Below are 16,148 nucleotides of genomic sequence, written 5' to 3'. Positions count from 1 at the left end.
CGGCCGTAGCGACTCAGCCGTCTCAGCCGTAGACGATGCGGCGCAGCTGCCTGAGCGTAAGCTCCGGCGGCGCGACCGCCCGGTATTTCAGGTCCGCCTCGATCCGTTCGAAGATCTGCGCGTTGACCAGGCCCTGGGCCTGGAGTTCGCGGTGGCGGCGACGGACGTAGTCCTCGGTCGTCTCGTCGAAGTAGGCGAGCACGTCCTGGATCACCCGTAGCGCCTCGCCCCGCTGGAGGGGCGTGGATCGCGTCAGATGATCAACAAGTTCGTCGTGCACCCGGTAGATCCTGGAGGACAGGCACGGCTTTCGCAAGAATCCTGCCCGATTTCGGGCAAGCGGCTGTTCGGGCACTTAGAACAGTTATGGGTTGCCCATGGGAGTCCATTGGTCGGCTGTTCCCCGGGCCGATGTGTCCGACGAGCAGCTTGTGGAGCCATGGACATTCCTCGTATGGGCGTACCCGAGCAGCTCGCCGAGCGCATGAGCATGGCCGAGCAGCACGAGTACCTGCGCGCCAGATTCTCCCGGCGCACGATGATCAGAGGCGGCGCCGTCACGCTGGGCGCCGTCGCGGGCGGTGTGTTCGTGCCGGGCGCCACCGCCCAGGCCGCCACGCCCACCCAGAGCTACGCAAGCACCCGGACCTACCCGAGCACCGAGCACGTCGACGGGGCCCTGGTCGCCCCCTTCGGCCGCCACCTCGCCTTCGGCAACGACCCGCGCACCGAGATCACCGTCTCGTGGCAGGTGCCCGTCGCCGTCAAGAAGCCCTTCATCCGCATCGGCGCCCACCCGCTCGACCTCTCCCGCAGGATCGAGGCCGAGGTGCGCACCCTCTACACCCCGGCCGGCGTCGGGGCGAGCGCCGACCACACGCAGTACTACGTGCACGCCAGGCTCAGCCACCTCAAGCCCGGCAGGACGTACTACTACGGCGTCGGCCACCAGGGCTTCGACCCGGCCGAGCCGCATCTGCTCGGCACCCTGGGCACCTTCACCACCGCCCCCGCCCACAAGGAGGCCTTCACCTTCACGGCCTTCGGCGACGAGGGGGTCGGCTACCACGGCCTGGCCAACAACAGCCTGCTCCTCGGCCAGAACCCGGCCTTCCATCTGCACGCCGGCGACATCTGCTACGCCGACCCGGCCGGCCAGGGCAAGACCGCCGACACCGGCTTCGACTCGCGGGTGTGGGACCAGTTCCTCGCCCAGACCGAGTCCGTCGCCAAGTCCGTCCCGTGGATGCCGGCCTACGGCAACCACGACATGGAGGCCTGGTACTCGCCCAACGGCTACGGCGGCGAGGAGGCCCGCTGGAGCCTTCCCGACAACGGCCCCGACGCCAGGAACCTGCCGAGCGTCTACAGCTTCGTCTACGGCAACACGGCGGTCATCTCGCTCGACGCCAACGACATCTCGTACGAGATCCCGGCCAACCTCGGCATCTCGGGCGGCACCCAGACCACGTGGTTCGAGGGGCAGCTGAAGAAGTTCCGCGCCTCCAAGGACGTCGACTTCATCGTCGTCTTCTTCCACCACTGCGCCTACTGCACCTCCACCGCGCACGCCTCGGAGGGGGGTGTGCGCCAGGAGTGGGTGCCGCTGTTCGAGAAGTACACGGTGGACCTGGTCATCAACGGCCACAACCACCAGTACGAGCGCACCGACGTCATCAAGGGCGACAAGGTCACCAAGAAGCTCCCGATCGGCGAGACCGCGTACCCCGAGACCGAGGGCGTCGTCTACGTCACGGCGGGTGCGGCGGGCCGCAGCCTGTACGCCTTCTCCGCTCCGGACTCCTACGAGGGGCACGTGAAGGACGTCGACTCCGTGGCCTCCTTCGTCAACACCAAGGACGGCAAGGTCGATGAGACCGTGGCCTGGTCCCGGGTGCGCTACCTCAACTACTCCTTCCTGCGGGTGGACGTGGAGCCCGCGGCGCGGGGGCACTACGCCAGGCTGAAGGTGTCGGGCATCGCCGAGACGGGTGACCGGATCGACCACTTCACGGTGGCCCGCCGGGCCAAGTAGCCCTCCGCGGGGCCTACATCCGCTTGAGGACCGCCTGTTTGGCCAGCGTGAACTCCTCGTCCGTCAGCACACCCGTGCGGCGCAGCTCGCCGAGCTCGCGCAGCCGGCGCAGGAGGGCGTCATGGTCGTCCTCGGCGGTCGCGACCGGAGCGGAGGGCAGTTCCGGTCGTCCCTCGGGTGCGTCCCGTACGTCGGTGGCGGCCGCCCTGGCCGGGTGAGGAAGCCTGGCCTGGACGGCCGCCGCGATCAGGGCCATCAGCGGGTCCTTCTTGAAGCCCCACAGCTCCACCGAGTTGGGGTCGTACTTCGGGGGCGCCTTGGTGGGCGCGTTCTTCACGCTGAAGCGCAGACAGCCGTTCTCCAGGCCGACCGCCGGGTGCCACTCCACGGCGTCGAGGTCGGTGACGGCGAGGGTGCGGATGCCGGCGGCGGCCTTTGCGTCCTCCGTCTTCCAGTTCCACTCCAGCCGGACGCGCTCGCCGTCGAAGCTCGCGGTGCCGTCCCCGGCGGACACGGACAGCGGGACGGCCGGGCCCGGCAGCAGATACTCGGCCACCGGCGCGGACGGGACCTGGTCGAGCAGCAGGGCGTTCCTGACCTCGTCCACGAAGTACTCGGCGACGCCGTAGCGGTCGGACTCGACGAACAGCTGGTAGGGGTCGTTGGGCTCGGTCAGCCGGCCGCCGGTGGCGTGCAGCAGCGGGTCGGCGCCGTCGCGCAGCCGTAGCCTGAGCCGGCCCGCCTTGCGGCCCTGCTCGAACGAGACGCCCGCCAACGCGCCCAGCGGGACGACCAGTTCACCCAAGGTCTTGCGGAACAGACTGACGTTCTTGTCGCGCCCCGGGGTCAGCCGCAGGGCGTCGCCGTCGAAGGTCCAGGTGCCGTCCTTCTGGATGATTTCCGCCATGGACAAAGTCTGGCACTCCTGCGTGACAGGGCTCTGCGTCTGGGCTGCCGTCGGGACCGCATGGCAAGGTGGTCTCTACCAATTCAGGGTGAAGGGAGCCAGATGTGAGACCGCACCACAGACCAACTCCCCGTATGGCCCGACTGCTCGGCTCGTTGCTGCTGATGGCGACCGCGGGCACCTTCGTCGCGGGAGCGGCGCCCGCACCCGAGGCGGAGACGGCCGGCCCGCTCGGCGAGGTCGTCCCGGCGCCCGCCTCGGTCGAGCCCGGCGGATCGCCGTACCGCATCACCCGCGCCACCCGCATCCGCGTCGACGACTCCCGTGCGGTCCGCCGCATCGGCGAGTACGTCGCGGACGTCCTGCGCCCCTCGACCGGCTATCCGCTGCCGGTCACCTCCCACGGCAAGGGCGGCATTCAACTGCGCCTGGCCAAGGGGCCGTTCGGCGCCGAGGGGTACCGGCTCGACAGCGGTGCCAAGGGTGTCACCATCACCGCCGCCCAGCCCGCGGGCCTCTTCCACGGGGTCCAGACCCTGCGCCAGCTCCTCCCGGCCGCCGTCGAGAAGGACTCGGTGCAGCCGGGCCCGTGGCTGGTCGCCGGCGGCACGATCGAGGACACCCCGCGCTACGGCTGGCGCGGCGCGATGCTGGACGTGTCCCGGCACTTCTTCACCGTCGACCAGGTCAAGAGGTACGTCGACCAGCTCGCCCTGTACAAGGTCAACAAGCTGCATCTGCACCTGAGCGACGACCAGGGCTGGCGGATCGCCATCGACTCCTGGCCGCGTCTGACGACCTACGGCGGCTCGACGCAGGTCGGCGGCGGCCCCGGTGGCTACTACACCAAGGCCGACTACCAGGAGATCGTCCGGTACGCCTCCTCCCGCTATCTGGAGGTCGTCCCCGAGATCGACATGCCGGGCCACACCAACGCGGCCCTCGCCTCCTACGCCGACCTGAACTGCGACGGCGTGGCACCCCCGCTGTACACCGGCACCGAGGTCGGCTTCAGCTCGCTGTGTGTCGGCAAGGAGATCACGTACGACTTCGTGGACGACGTGATCCGTGAGCTCGCCGCGCTGACGCCGGGCCGGTATCTGCACATCGGCGGGGACGAGGCGCACTCCACGAGCCACGAGGACTACGTGAAGTTCATGGACCGGGTGCAGCCGGTCGTCGCCAAGTACGGGAAGACCGTGGTGGGTTGGCATCAGCTGACCGGGGCGACGCCCGCGAAGGGGGCGGTGGCCCAGTACTGGGGGCTCGACGACACGAGTGCCGAGGAGAAGGAGCAGGTCGCGGCGGCCGCGCGCAACGGGACCGGGATCGTGCTGTCGCCCGCCGACCGGATCTACCTCGACATGAAGTACACGGCGGACACCCCGCTGGGGCTGGACTGGGCCGGACTGGTCGAGGTGAAGCGGTCGTACGACTGGGATCCCGGCACCTACCTGCCGGGCGTGCCCGCCTCGGCCGTCCGCGGGGTCGAGGCGCCCATGTGGACGGAGACGCTCACCAAGTCGGACGACCTCGAGTACATGGCGTTCCCGAGGCTGGCGGGCGCGGCCGAGCTGGGCTGGTCGCCGGCGGCCACGCACGACTGGGACGCCTACAAAGTGCGGCTCGCGGCGCAGGGGCCGCGGTGGGAGGCGCTGGGGATCGACTACTACAGGTCGCCCCAAGTGCCCTGGCCCACGCGGTAGATGAGCGCACGATAGACGCGGACGGGCGCCCCGGGGGACCGTACCCCGGGGCCCCCGCCTGTCTGTGGGGTCAGAACCCCGCGATGGGGTTCTTCAGGTTGCCGACGAGCTGGAGTGCGCCCGCCGGGTCCGACAGGTCCACCATCTGCTCGTTGTTGCGCAGCTGGAGGCGGTTGAGGCAGGACAGCGCGAACTCCGGGGCGAACATGTCGTACTGCCGGAACTTGTCGGCGAGTTCGGGCACCGAGGCCTGGTACTCGCGGGTGACGTCCGCGACCGTCCGCCAGAAGTCGTCCTCCTCCACGATGCCCTCGGCGGCGAGGTTCGCGGCGAGGAAGCGGAAGAAGCAGTCGAAGACGTCCGTGAAGATCGAGAGGAGCTTCTTCTCCTCCGGCACGTCCACGCGCAGTCGCTCGACCGCCGGCGGCAGGACCGCGTCGACGTCCATGACCGCGATCTCCTCGGCGATGTCCTTGTAGATCGCGCGCTCCACGGCGCCGTCCTTCAGGACGAGGATCACGTTCTCGCCGTGCGGCATGTAGACCAGGTCGTAGGCGTAGAAGCTGTGCAGCAGCGGGGTGAAGTACGCCGTCAGATAGCGGCGCAGCCACTCCTTCGGGGCGAGGCCCGACTCCTGGATCAGCGCGCCCGCGAAGGACTTCCCCTCGTGGTCGACGTGGACGAGGGAGGCCATGGTGGCCAGGGACTCGCCGTCCTGGAGGGAGCCCACCGGGCTCTCGCGCCACAGCGCCGCCAGCATCTTGCGGTACGGCGAGTAGCGGTCGGTCGCCGCCTCGTACTCCAGGTGGCGGTAGCCGACGGCGGCGCGCTCGCGGATGATCGACAGGCCCGTCGACTTCAACACGGGGTCGTTGTCGATGAGTTGGGCGAGCCAGTCGTTGATGGCCGGGGTCGCCTCCATGTACGCCGCCGAAAGGCCGCGCATGAAGCCCATGTTGATGACGGACAGGGCCGTCTTCACGTAGTGCTTCTCGGGGTGCGAGGTGTTGAAGAAGGTCCGGATGGACTGCTGGGCCAGGTACTCGTCGTCGCCCTCGCCCAGGCAGACCAGGTGCCGGCGGGCCACCTCGGCGGCGAAGGTGACGGAGAGCTTGTTCCACCACTGCCAGGGGTGGACGGGGATGAAGAGGTAGTCGGCCGGGTCGAGCCCCTCGGCGGTGAGCTTCTCGTGGAAGCGCTCCACGGTCTCCGCGCCCAACTCGTCGCGTACGAAGGTCTCGTACTCGATGCCGACGCCGGCCGTGAACGCGGCGCGCGAGCGGTGCGCGGCCAGCCACACCAGGCGGACCGGGCTCGCCGTCTCCGGGGCGTAGGACAGGTACTCGTGGATGCCGAAGCCGAGCCGTCCGTTGTTGGCGACGAAGCAGGGGTGGCCCTCGGTCATGCCGGTCTCGATGGCCTGGAAGCCGCTTTTCGCGAGCTCGGCGACCGGGGTCTGCGGCTTGGTGAGCTTGTAGCAGGTGCCGGAGAGGGTGGAGGAGATCTCCTCCAGGTAGACCGGCAGGATCGCCTCGCTCAGGCCGAGCGCCTGCTTCAGCTCGATGAAGAAGTCCAGCGCGGCGAGGGGGAGGTCGACGCCGTCTCGGTGACGGGAGATCGAGTCGGCGTCGACCTGCCAGTGGTCGAGGGCGCGGCGCGTGGCGGTGAACCCGTAGCGGGTCAGACCGTCGTCGCTGCGGACCTCGAAGCGGCCGTCGGCGGTGGCCTCCGGCGTGATGAGCCGCTCGTGGGCGAACTCGGCGAGGGCCTTGCGGATGAGGAGGCGGTTGGCCTGCTCCCAGCGCTCGGGGGAGAGGTGGGCGACGGAGTCGGCGAGGCTCATGCGGACACCGCCGTCGCCGTGAGGCTGTGCTGGATGTTAAAGAATTGCTCCCGGGTGCAGAAGCTCAACAGGGCCATCTTCTCCGGCTTCTGGATCTCGCGCTCGGGCACGAACCCGACGGCCTCGTTGAGGGCGTGGACGGCCTTGTTGGAGACGTCCGGCTCCACGACGACACGCTCCACGGAAGGGTCCTCGAAGAGGTGGGCCATCACGGCGGTGATGACGGACCGGGTGAAGCCGTGCACGGGGGTGTCGGTCGCGGGGGTCAGGAAGTGCATGCCGACGTCGCCCGGCTGAGGCTCGTACAGGCCGACCAGTTCGCGGTGGGCGGGGTCGTACCTCTCCATGAGGAACGCGGGGACGCCGTACTCGTCGAGACCCAGCAGCGCGTGGTGGTGCTCGTCGGCGGCTATCTCCATGTACGCGCGCTCGACGTCCTCCAGTTTCGCGTCCTGCATCATCCAGAACGCGGCCTTGGGGTGGGTGACCCAGCCGTGCAGCAGCTCGGCGTCCTTGAGCGGGTCGAGCGGGCGGAAGGTGAAGGTGTGGGGGGTGGTCATACGGAGAACTCCTGGAACGCGATGGTCTTCTCGACCGGGTAGTACTCGGTGCCGAGCAGCTCACGGATGATGTAGGCGTTGCGGTACGCACCCATGCCCAGGTCGGGCGAGGTGATGCTGTGGGTGTGCACGCCGGCGTTCTGGAGGAAGACGCCGCGGCCGGTCGTGTCGATCGAGTAGTTGCGGGCGACGTCGAAGTTGCCCTGGGTGTCGTACCGGAGCCGGTCCTTGACGGGGGTCAGGAACTCGGGCTCGGCGTACTTGTAGCCGGTGGCCAGGACCAGGCCCTGCGTCTGGAGGTCGTAGTCCTTCTCCTGCTCCTCCTGGCGGAAGGAGAGGGTGTAGGTGCCGTTCTCGTAACGAGCGCTGTTCAGCGCGGAGTTGGTGAGCAGCCGGGTGGGGACGGGCCCGCCGAGGTTCTTCTGGTAGAGCAGGTCGAAGATCTCGTTGATGAGATCGCCGTCGATGCCCTTGAACAGGCCCTTCTGCTGGGCCGTGAGCCGGTAGCGGGTGGCCTCCGGGAGCTCGCGGAAGTAGTCGATGTACTCCGGGGAGGTCATCTCCAGCGTGAGCTTGGTGTATTCGAGGGGGAAGAAGCGGGGGGAGCGCGTCACCCAGTTCAGCCGGTAGCCGTGGACGTCGATCTCGGCGAGGAGGTCGTAGTAGATCTCGGCGGCGGACTGGCCGGAGCCGACGATGGTGATCGAGTCCTTCTTCTGGAGCTCCGCCTTGTTCTGCATGTAGCGGGAGTTGTGGAAGAAGTCGCCGCCGAGGCCGCGCACGGCCTCCGGGTAGTGCGGGGAGGTGCCGGTGCCGAGGACGAGGTGGCGGGCGCGGTACGTGTCGCCGGCGGTCGTCTTCACGACGTACAGGTCGTCCTCGTACGTGACTTCCGCGACCGTCGTGCTGAACCGCACGCTGCTCAGCCGGCTCGCGGCCCAGCGGCAGTAGTCGTCGTACTCCACCCGCAGCGGATAGAAGTTCTCGCGGATGTAGAACGAGTACAGCCGGCCCTTCTCTTTCAGGTAGTTGAGGAAGGAGTACGGCGAGGTCGGGTCCGCCAGCGTCACCAGGTCCGACATGAACGGCGTCTGGAGGTGGGCGCCTTCGAGGAACATGCCGGCGTGCCACTCGAAGTCGGGCTTCGACTCCAGGAAGACACCGTCGAGTTCGGCGATGGGCTCGGTCAGACAGGCGAGGCCGAGGTTGAACGGGCCGAGCCCGATGCCCACGAAGTCATGGGTTTTGCTCGGGTTTTCAGGACGCGCGGTCAAGGGACTCTCCCAGGTACTGCTCGGCGTGGCCGGCTATCAGGTCGAGGACGGCCGAGATGTCCTCGGTCGTGGTCTCGGGGTTGAGCAGGGTGAACTTCAGGTAGTGGCGACCGCCGACCTTGGTGCCCGCGACCACCGCGTCGCCGGAGGCGAACAGGGCCTTGCGGGCGTACAGGTTGGCGCGGTCGATCTCGGCCGGGTCGGTCACGGCGGCGGGGATGTAGCGGAAGACGAGGGTGGAGAGCGTGGGCTCGACGACCACGTCGTAGCGCGGGTCGGCGGCGAGGATCTGCCAGCCCTCGACGGCGAGGTCGCACACCTCGTCGAAGAGCTGTCCGATGCCGTCGGCGCCCATCACCCGCAGGGTCATCCACAGCTTGAGGGCGTCGAAGCGGCGGGTGGTCTGGAGGGACTTGTCGACCTGGTTGGGGATGCGCTCGGTGACCATCCGGCGGGGGTTGAGGTACTCCGCGTGGTAGGTCGCGTGGCGCAGGGTGGCCGCGTCCCGGACCAGTACGGCGGAGGAACTCACCGGCTGGAAGAAGGACTTGTGGTAGTCGACGGTGACCGAGTCGGCGCGCTCGATGCCGTCGATGCGGCCGCGGTACTTCACCGAGGCGAGCAGTCCGCAGCCGTAGGCGGCGTCGACGTGCATCCAGGTGTTGTACTGCTCGCACAGCTCGGCGATCTCGGGCAGCGGGTCGATGGAGCCGAAGTCGGTGGTGCCGGCGGTGGCGACGACGGCCATGGGGACGAGGCCGTCGGCCTTGCAGCGCTCCAGCTCATGGGCGAGCGCGACGGTCTGCATGCGCTTGTTCTGGTCGACCGGGATGGTGACCACGGCGTCCTGGTCGAGGCCCAGCAGTTTCGCGGACTTCTTCACGCTGAAGTGGCTGACCTCGGAGGCGAAGATCCGCAGTTTCGCGAAGGAGTCGGTCTTGGCCTCCTCGCGGGCGAGGAGCAGGGCCTGGAGGTTGGACTGGGAGCCGCCGGAGGTGAAGACACCGTCGGCGTTCGGGCCGAGGCCGATCCGGGCGTTCGTCCAGTCGATCAGTTTGCGCTCGATGAGGGTGCCGCCGGCCGACTGGTCCCAGGTGTCCAGGGAGGAGTTGACCGCGGAGAGGATCGCCTCGCCGAGCACCGCCGGGATGACGACCGGGCAGTTGAGGTGGGCGAGGTAGCGCGGGTGGTGGAAGTAGATCGCGTCGCGGAGGTAGACGTCCTCCAGCTCGTCGAGGGCCGCGGCGGTGTCGAGCAGCGGCTTGTCGAGGTCGATCGCGTCGATCGTCGGGGCGAGGGCGTCGACGGTGACACCCGTGAACGGACGGTCGGTGGCGGCGAGTTTGGCTGCCACCCGCTCTACTCCTTCGGTCACGGAGCGGCGGTACTGCTCCGCGGTCGTGTCATTGAGCAGGTGCGAGCGCATGGCGGGGGTCCTCCGGTGGGGAGCAGTCCGTGCGGGTCGGACGGGGGTGGGGACGCGATCTTCGATCTCGCTTCGTTACTTAGGTTAGCCTAACCTAAGTAACGAGAGCCAAACGTGGCATCAGCCGTGACTACCGTCACTCCGGCCACAGTTGGCACGACGGGCACAGCAGTCACCGCCGCACGCCGGGGAGTTGGGGCGTACAGCGGTGAGTGTCCCTGTGGGCTATTCGGCGGCGCGGAGCTGTTCCTCGGTCAGCCCCTGACGCCAGTAGCCGACGAAGGTGACGCTGCGGCGGTCGACGCCCCGCTCGCCCACGAAGTGCCGGCGCAGCGCCTTGATGTGGCCGGACTCGCCGGCGATCCAGACGTACGGGCGCTCGGCGGGCGGGAGTTGGGCCTCGCGGATGGCGCCGAGGGCCATGGGGGAGCCCTCGACGCCAGGCTCATGATGGTCCCGCACGAGCCACGTGACCTCGGCGTCCGCCTCGGTCACCAGGTCCTGGACGTCTCCGGCGTGCTGCACCTCCAGCCACACCCGGGCGCGGGTGCCGGCCGGCAGTGACTCGATGATCGCGGAGGCGGCGGGTACGGCGGTCTCGTCACCCCAGATGACCACCAGGTCGGTGTCCTCGGCGGGCCGGAACCGGATCGCCCGGTTGTCGGCGATCGCGGGGCCGAGCAGCAGGACGCGGTCACCGGCGGCGGCGCGGGAGGCCCAGCGGGAGGCGGGGCCCGCCGGGGTGGCGGCGTCTGGCTCGACGCCGTGCAGGACGAAGTCGATGTCGATCTCGGTGGTGTTCCCCAGGGCGTCGCGACGCAGGGCGCGGAGCGTGTACGACCGCATCACGGCCCGTACGTCATCGGGGAGTTCACGCCACGCCTGCCACCAGCCGTCGCCGAGCTCGATCGGCACCGCGGGCTCGGTCTGCCCCGGGTGCGGCAGGAACAACGACAGCGACTGGTCACACCCGTTGGAGCAGAACTCCCGCAGGTCGTCCCCGGCGAAGGTGACCCGGACCAGCGACGGCCCGAGCCGCAGTGTCCGTACGACCTGGAGGGAGAAGAAACGGAACGGGGCGGCGACGGCCGTGGTCATTTCGGTGCTCCTGGATCAGAGGGCAGGGTGACGTCCCTAGGGGCGCGGGGAACTGCGCGACCAGCCACGACGGACCCGCAGCTCCCCACCGGCGTCAGCTACTAGCTGACCTTCTTCGCGTTCTCAAGCGCCTCGGCAAGCGTCTCGAGCAGCGGCGTGGCCTTGTCGTACGACAGGATCGGCTCGGGCGAACGGGAGATGACCTGACCGGCCTTCACGGCGGGCAGCTTCTTCCACGTGGCCTCGGTGATGTCGGCCGGCTGGATCGTCGACGACCGGTCGTCCATCATGATGATGTCGGCCTTGTACTTGTCGACGTTCTCCCAGCTCAGCGACTCGTACCAGCCGCCGCCCTTCGCCTTGGCCTTCTCCGAGGGCTCGACGAAGTTCACGCCGAGGGCCTTGAAGTACTCCAGGTCGATGGAGAGGTTGGTGCCGGAGACGTAGAAGATGTCCTGGCTGGCGGAACCGGCCATGACCTTGATCTCGGGCTTCGCCTTGGCGGCGGCCCGCAGCCGGGTCGCGGCGGCCTCGAACTTCTTCTTCGCGTCGACGACGGAGGCGGCCGTCATGTCGGCACCCAGGGACTCCGCGAGCTCCCAGACGCGCTGGAGCGGCTCGGTGATCTGGCGGTCGTAGACGGAGATGCCGACGCTCGGGGCGAGCTTGGCGATCTTGTCCGCGGAGGCCGCGGGGACGTACCAGAGGGTGCCGGCGTCGTCGAACATCGTGGTGATGAGGACGTCCGGGGCGAGGGCGGCGTACTTCTCGACGTTGAACTGGTCCCAGACGTTGCCGAGGATCTCGACCTTGGAGATGTCCATGTCGCCGGCCTGGACGTCGGCCTTGCCGTCGGTGGTCTTGGTCGGGCCGAAGACGCCCTTGACCGAGATGCCGTAGTCGTAGAGCGCGGCGGCGACACCGGTGAACGCGACGATGTTCGCGGGGATCTTGTCGAGCTTCACCTCGGTGCCGCGGTCGTCCTTGAACGTCCAGGGGCCGGACTTCTTCGCGGCGGTCGTCTCCTCGCCGGAGCCACCGCTTTTCGCGTCGTCGTCGCCGCAGGCCGCGAGCACGGCACCGAGGCCGAGGGCGCCGCCCGCGGCGAGGATGCCACGGCGGGTGAGGTGGGTGGCTCTGGCGTTGGACATGTGTGTGGCTGCTTTCGAACGGGGCGGAGCGCCCGCCGGACAAGTTCGAACGTAGGTTAGCCTAACCTCAGATCTTGTCCAGGGGGCGGCCCCCTTGAATTCGAAGCTGTGGCCCGCCTGTGGAGGGTCCTTCGCTCAGCCGGTGAGGCCCAACTCCCTTGCAATCAGCATTCGTTGAACTTCGCTCGTGCCTTCCCCGATCTCCAGGATCTTGGAGTCCCGCCACATTCGAGCCACCGGGTATTCGTTCATGAAGCCGTAGCCGCCGTGGACCTGGGTGGCGTCGCGGGCGTTGTCGACCGCGATCGTGGACGAGTAGAGCTTGGCGAGGGCCGCTTCCTTCTTGAAGGGCTCACCGGAGACCAGGCGGCTCGCCGCGTCGCGCCACGCCAGCCGTGCCGTGTGGGCCTTCATCTCCATGTCGGCGATCTTGAACTGGATGGCCTGGTTGGAGCCGATCGGGCGGCCGAAGGCGTGCCGTTCCTTCGCGTACTTCACCGACTCGTCCACACAGCCCTGGGCCAGGCCCGTCGCCAGCGCCGCGATCGCGATGCGGCCCTCGTCGAGGATGCGCAGGAACTGGGCGTAGCCACGGCCCTGTTCGCCCAGCAGGTTCGCCGCCGGGACGCGGACGTCCTGGAAGGACAGCTCGCGGGTGTCCGAGGCGTTCCAGCCGACCTTGGAATAAGGAGCCGCCACCGTGAAGCCGGGGGTGCCCGACGGGACGATGATCGAGGAGATGAGCGGCTTGCCGTCCGGCTTGCGGCCGGTGACCGCCGTGACCGTCACCAGCCCCGTGATGTCGGTGCCGGAGTTGGTGATGAAGCACTTCGTGCCGTTGATCACCCATTCGTCCGTCTCCGGGTCGAGACGGGCCGTCGTACGCGTCGCCCCCGCGTCGCTTCCGCCGTCCGGCTCCGTCAGACCGAACGCGCCCAGGATCTCGCCCGAGCACAGCCGGGGCAGCCACTCCCGCTTCTGTGCCTCGGTGCCGTAGAGGTGGAACGGCATGGCGCCCAGCGACACCCCCGCCTCCAGGGTGATGGCGACCGAGGAGTCGACCCGGGCCAGTTCCTCCAACGCCACGCCCAGCGCCATGTAGTCGCCGCCCATGCCGCCGTACTCCTCGGGGAACGGCAGACCGAACAGGCCCATGCGGCCCATCTCGCGGACGATCTCGTACGGGAACTCGTGGTGCTCGTAGTACTCGCCGATCTTCGGCGCCACGACGTCGTGCGCGAACTCCTCGACGGTGCGGCGGAGTTCTTCGAGTTCGGGAGAGAGTCGGTGGTCCATTGCGGTCACTGCTCCTTGTGGGACAGGGCTCGGACGGTGCGGGACGGGCTGGGTCGGCCCAGGTGGTCGGCCATCCAGACGCTGGTGGCGACGAGACGGTCGAGGTCGACTCCGGTGTCGATGCCGAGTCCGCGCAGCATCCACACGAGGTCTTCGGTGGCGAGATTGCCGGTGGCGGACTTGGCATAGGGGCAGCCGCCGAGGCCGCCCGCGGAGGCGTCGACGGTGGTGACGCCGTGCTGGAGGGCGGCGTAGGTGTTGGCGAGGGCCTGGCCGTAGGTGTCGTGGAAGTGCACGCCCAGGACCTCCACGGGGACGCCGTGGCCGGTCAGTTCGGTCAGCAGGGCCCGGACGTGGCCCGGCGTGGCCACCCCGATCGTGTCGCCCAGGCTCAGCTCGTCGCAGCCCATGTCCAGCAGCGTCCGGCAGACGTCCACCACCTGCGGGACCGGGACCGGGCCCTCCCACGGGTCGCCGAAGCACATCGACAGATAGCCGCGGACATGGACGCCGGCCTCCTTGGCCCGCGTCACCACCGGCGCGAACATCGCGAGGGCCGCGTCCATCGTGCGGTTGAGGTTGGCCTTGGCGAAGGACTCGCTGGCGCTCGCGAAGACGGCGACGCGGGTCGCCTTCAGGGCCAGGGCGCGGTCCAGGCCGCGTTCGTTCGGCACCAGCACCGGGAGGTCCACCGGCAGGTCGGCGATCCGCGGGAACAGCTCCTCCGCGTCGGCCAGTTGGGGCACCCACTTCGGGTGGACGAAGCTGGTGGCCTCGATCGTGGTGAGGCCGGCGTCGGCGAGGCGGCGGACGAACTCCGCCTTGACCTCCGTCGGGACGGTGCCCTTCTCGTTCTGCAGGCCGTCGCGGGCGCCGACCTCGTGGATTCGGACGCGGGTGGGCAGACCCTTCTCCGGTACGACCATGGGGAGTGTCATAGCGTCGCCTCCTCGTGGGGGGTGACGACCGCCAGGATCTGGTCCATGGCGACCGTCGAGCCGGGCGTGACGTCCAGTTCGGCGACCGTGCCGGCGTGCGGGGCGGAGATGACGTGCTCCATCTTCATCGCCTCCACCACCAGCAGGCTCTGCCCCGCGGTCACCTCGTCCCCCACGGCGACCTTCACCACGGTCACCGTCCCCGGCATGGGCGCGGTGAGGGAGTCGGCGCCCGCGTGCGCGGCCCCGGTGAGCGAGGCGGCCACCGGGTCGTGGTCGCGCACGTGCCAGGCGTCGCCGTCGCGGCCCACCCAGTCGGCGGCCCGGTGGAAGGTGTGGCGTACGCCGTCGAGGGTGACGTGGACCCGGTCCGCCGTGACGCCGGCGGTGCCGCGCGGGGTGTACTCCACCGGGTCCTGCACCCGCAGGTGGAAGCCGACGGGCCGCGGGGTCCCGCCCAGGCGCCAGCCGCTCGGCACCGAGAACGGGTCCGTCCAGCCGTCACCGCGAGGCCGTAGCGCCTCCAGCCGTACGGCCGCCGCGGCCTCGTACACCTCCTCCGGGACGTCGACCGGGACGAGCCCGGCCACCTCCCGCTCCACCAGTCCCGTGTCCAACTCGCCCGCGATGACCGCCGGATGGGCCAGCAGCCGCCGCAGGAAGCCGGCGTTGGTCTGGACGCCGAGGACGACCGTCTCCGCGAGGGCCGCCCGGAGCTTCCGGATGGCGGTCGCGCGATCCGGTCCGTACGCGATCACCTTGCTCAGCATCGGGTCGTACAGGCTGCCGACCTCGGTGCCCTCGCTGAGCCCGGAGTCCGTGCGGACGCCGTCGCCCTGGGGCTCGGACAGCCTGAGGACCGTGCCGCCGGAGGGGAGGAACCCGCGGGAGGGGTCCTCCGCGCAGATGCGTGCCTCGATCGCGTGCCCGGTGAGCCGGACGTCCTCCTGGCCGAAGCCCAGCCGCTCGCCCGCCGCCACCCGCAGCTGCCACTCGACCAGGTCGAGGCCGGTGATGAGCTCCGTCACCGGGTGTTCCACCTGGAGGCGGGTGTTCATCTCCATGAAGTAGTACGACGAGGGATCGCCGCCCGGCACGATGAACTCCACCGTGCCCGCGCCCCGGTAGCCGCAGGAGCGGGCCGCCTGGACCGCCGCCTCGCCCATCGCGGCGCGGGTCTTGTCGTCCAGGAGGACGGAGGGCGCCTCCTCGATGATCTTCTGGTGGCGGCGCTGGAGGGAGCACTCGCGTTCGCCGAGGTGGACGACATTGCCGTGGCCGTCCGCCAGGACCTGGATCTCGATGTGCCGGGGCCGGTCGACCCACCGCTCGACCAGGAGGGTGTCGTCGCCGAAGGAGGTGCGGGCCTCGCGGCGGGCGGCGGCGATCTCCTCGTCCAGGAGGTCGAGGTCCCGGACCAGGCGCATGCCCTTGCCTCCGCCGCCGGCGGAGGGCTTCAGCAGGACCGGGGCGCCCAGGGCGCGGGCGGCGTCCGCCAGTTCGGGGTCGCGGCCGCCGGGGACCACGGGGACGCCCGCCGCCTCGACCGTCTCCTTCGCGCGGATCTTGTCGCCCATGAGGGCGATGGCGTCGGCGGGCGGCCCGATGAAGACCAGGCCCGCGTCCGCGCAGGCGCGGGCGAAGGCGGCGTTCTCCGCGAGGAAGCCGTATCCGGGGTGCACGGCCTGGGCACCGGTGCGGGCGGCCGCCTCCAGCAGCCGCTCGACGGACAGATAGCTCTCGGCGGCCGGCGCCGGACCGATCCGTACGGCGGTGTCGGCCTCCCGGACGTGCCGGGCGTCGGCGTCCGCGTCGGAGAAGACGGCGACGCTGCGCACCCCCATCGAGCGCAGGGTGCGGATGACGCGGACGGCGATCTCGCCCCGGTTGGCGACAAGCACTGTGTCGAACATC

General features: G+C 69.5%; 13 protein-coding genes. 2 read left to right on the top strand and 11 right to left on the bottom strand.

Going from position 1 to position 16,148, the window contains the following annotated elements:
• Nucleotides 1–22: 22 nt before the first annotated feature.
• Nucleotides 23–280 carry a hypothetical protein gene (locus tag ACFY0U_RS04025; RefSeq protein WP_171145911.1) on the bottom strand — a complete coding sequence of 86 codons (258 nt, stop codon included), beginning with the start codon at nucleotides 278–280 and terminating at the stop codon, nucleotides 23–25.
• Nucleotides 281–454: 174 nt separating this feature from the next.
• Between ACFY0U_RS04025 and ACFY0U_RS04020 the strand changes: the two genes are divergently transcribed.
• Nucleotides 455–2,035 carry a purple acid phosphatase family protein gene (locus ACFY0U_RS04020; protein ID WP_388630447.1) on the top strand — a complete coding sequence of 527 codons (1,581 nt, stop codon included), beginning with the start codon at nucleotides 455–457 and terminating at the stop codon, nucleotides 2,033–2,035.
• Nucleotides 2,036–2,048: 13 nt separating this feature from the next.
• On the opposite strand, the gene ACFY0U_RS04015 is transcribed toward ACFY0U_RS04020, so the two are convergent.
• Nucleotides 2,049–2,942, bottom strand: a complete 894-nt coding sequence (locus ACFY0U_RS04015; RefSeq protein ID WP_388629771.1) for a DUF4429 domain-containing protein — start codon at nucleotides 2,940–2,942, stop codon at nucleotides 2,049–2,051.
• Nucleotides 2,943–3,076: 134 nt separating this feature from the next.
• On the opposite strand from ACFY0U_RS04015, the gene ACFY0U_RS04010 reads away from it, so the two are divergent.
• Nucleotides 3,077–4,648, top strand: a complete 1,572-nt coding sequence (locus tag ACFY0U_RS04010) for a beta-N-acetylhexosaminidase (RefSeq protein ID WP_388629768.1) — start codon at nucleotides 3,077–3,079, stop codon at nucleotides 4,646–4,648.
• A gap of 70 nt (nucleotides 4,649–4,718) precedes the next feature.
• Here ACFY0U_RS04010 and ACFY0U_RS04005 read toward each other — a convergent pair whose 3' ends face one another.
• The 9 genes from ACFY0U_RS04005 to ACFY0U_RS03965 form a co-directional block, all read right to left on the bottom strand.
• A complete protein-coding gene (locus ACFY0U_RS04005) occupies nucleotides 4,719–6,491 on the bottom strand; it encodes an IucA/IucC family protein (protein WP_388629766.1) in 1,773 nt (590 codons plus the stop codon).
• Nucleotides 6,488–7,051, bottom strand: a complete 564-nt coding sequence (locus ACFY0U_RS04000; protein WP_388629763.1) for a GNAT family N-acetyltransferase — start codon at nucleotides 7,049–7,051, stop codon at nucleotides 6,488–6,490. The genes ACFY0U_RS04005 and ACFY0U_RS04000 overlap by 4 nt, the downstream gene beginning before the upstream one ends.
• Nucleotides 7,048–8,325: a lysine N(6)-hydroxylase/L-ornithine N(5)-oxygenase family protein gene (locus tag ACFY0U_RS03995; protein WP_388629761.1), complete on the bottom strand. Its 1,278-nt coding sequence runs from the start codon at nucleotides 8,323–8,325 to the stop codon at nucleotides 7,048–7,050. The genes ACFY0U_RS04000 and ACFY0U_RS03995 overlap by 4 nt, the downstream gene beginning before the upstream one ends.
• On the bottom strand, nucleotides 8,309–9,751 hold the full coding sequence (gene desA, locus ACFY0U_RS03990; protein ID WP_388629759.1) for a lysine decarboxylase DesA: 1,443 nt from the start codon (nucleotides 9,749–9,751) through the stop codon (nucleotides 8,309–8,311). Before desA ends, ACFY0U_RS03995 begins: the two co-directional genes overlap by 17 nt.
• Before the next feature lie 225 nt (nucleotides 9,752–9,976).
• A complete protein-coding gene (locus ACFY0U_RS03985; RefSeq protein ID WP_388629756.1) occupies nucleotides 9,977–10,849 on the bottom strand; it encodes a siderophore-interacting protein in 873 nt (290 codons plus the stop codon).
• A gap of 101 nt (nucleotides 10,850–10,950) precedes the next feature.
• Nucleotides 10,951–12,000 carry an ABC transporter substrate-binding protein gene (locus tag ACFY0U_RS03980; protein WP_388629753.1) on the bottom strand — a complete coding sequence of 350 codons (1,050 nt, stop codon included), beginning with the start codon at nucleotides 11,998–12,000 and terminating at the stop codon, nucleotides 10,951–10,953.
• 135 nt (nucleotides 12,001–12,135) lie between these two features.
• A complete protein-coding gene (locus tag ACFY0U_RS03975; RefSeq protein WP_388629750.1) occupies nucleotides 12,136–13,296 on the bottom strand; it encodes an acyl-CoA dehydrogenase family protein in 1,161 nt (386 codons plus the stop codon).
• A 5-nt stretch (nucleotides 13,297–13,301) separates the two neighbouring features.
• Nucleotides 13,302–14,234 carry a hydroxymethylglutaryl-CoA lyase gene (locus ACFY0U_RS03970; RefSeq protein ID WP_388629748.1) on the bottom strand — a complete coding sequence of 311 codons (933 nt, stop codon included), beginning with the start codon at nucleotides 14,232–14,234 and terminating at the stop codon, nucleotides 13,302–13,304.
• Nucleotides 14,231–16,147 (bottom strand): acetyl/propionyl/methylcrotonyl-CoA carboxylase subunit alpha, encoded by a 1,917-nt coding sequence (locus tag ACFY0U_RS03965; RefSeq protein ID WP_388629745.1) that lies wholly within the window; start codon nucleotides 16,145–16,147, stop codon nucleotides 14,231–14,233. Before ACFY0U_RS03965 ends, ACFY0U_RS03970 begins: the two co-directional genes overlap by 4 nt.
• Nucleotide 16,148: the final 1 nt, after the last annotated feature.

The sequence above is a fragment of the Streptomyces sp. NPDC001536 genome (genome assembly GCF_042894505.1).
In the GTDB taxonomy this organism is placed as follows: domain Bacteria; phylum Actinomycetota; class Actinomycetes; order Streptomycetales; family Streptomycetaceae; genus Streptomyces.
This window is presented reverse-complemented; position numbering and strand designations above follow the sequence as displayed.

Bases quoted from the DNA above. Each gene is read 5' to 3' on its own strand.
- ACFY0U_RS04015 (WP_388629771.1), bottom strand. From the start codon at position 2,942: ATGGCGGAAATCATCCAGAAGGACGGCACCTGGACCTTCGACGGCGAC.
- ACFY0U_RS04000 (WP_388629763.1), bottom strand. From the start codon at position 7,051: ATGACCACCCCCCACACCTTCACCTTCCGCCCGCTCGACCCGCTCAAG.
- ACFY0U_RS03985 (WP_388629756.1), bottom strand. From the start codon at position 10,849: ATGACCACGGCCGTCGCCGCCCCGTTCCGTTTCTTCTCCCTCCAGGTC.
- ACFY0U_RS04010 (WP_388629768.1), top strand. From the start codon at position 3,077: ATGGCCCGACTGCTCGGCTCGTTGCTGCTGATGGCGACCGCGGGCACC.
- desA (WP_388629759.1), bottom strand. From the start codon at position 9,751: ATGCGCTCGCACCTGCTCAATGACACGACCGCGGAGCAGTACCGCCGC.
- ACFY0U_RS03965 (WP_388629745.1), bottom strand. From the start codon at position 16,147: ATGTTCGACACAGTGCTTGTCGCCAACCGGGGCGAGATCGCCGTCCGC.
- ACFY0U_RS04020 (WP_388630447.1), top strand. From the start codon at position 455: ATGGGCGTACCCGAGCAGCTCGCCGAGCGCATGAGCATGGCCGAGCAG.
- ACFY0U_RS03970 (WP_388629748.1), bottom strand. From the start codon at position 14,234: ATGACACTCCCCATGGTCGTACCGGAGAAGGGTCTGCCCACCCGCGTC.
- ACFY0U_RS04005 (WP_388629766.1), bottom strand. From the start codon at position 6,491: ATGAGCCTCGCCGACTCCGTCGCCCACCTCTCCCCCGAGCGCTGGGAG.
- ACFY0U_RS03980 (WP_388629753.1), bottom strand. From the start codon at position 12,000: ATGTCCAACGCCAGAGCCACCCACCTCACCCGCCGTGGCATCCTCGCC.
- ACFY0U_RS03975 (WP_388629750.1), bottom strand. From the start codon at position 13,296: ATGGACCACCGACTCTCTCCCGAACTCGAAGAACTCCGCCGCACCGTC.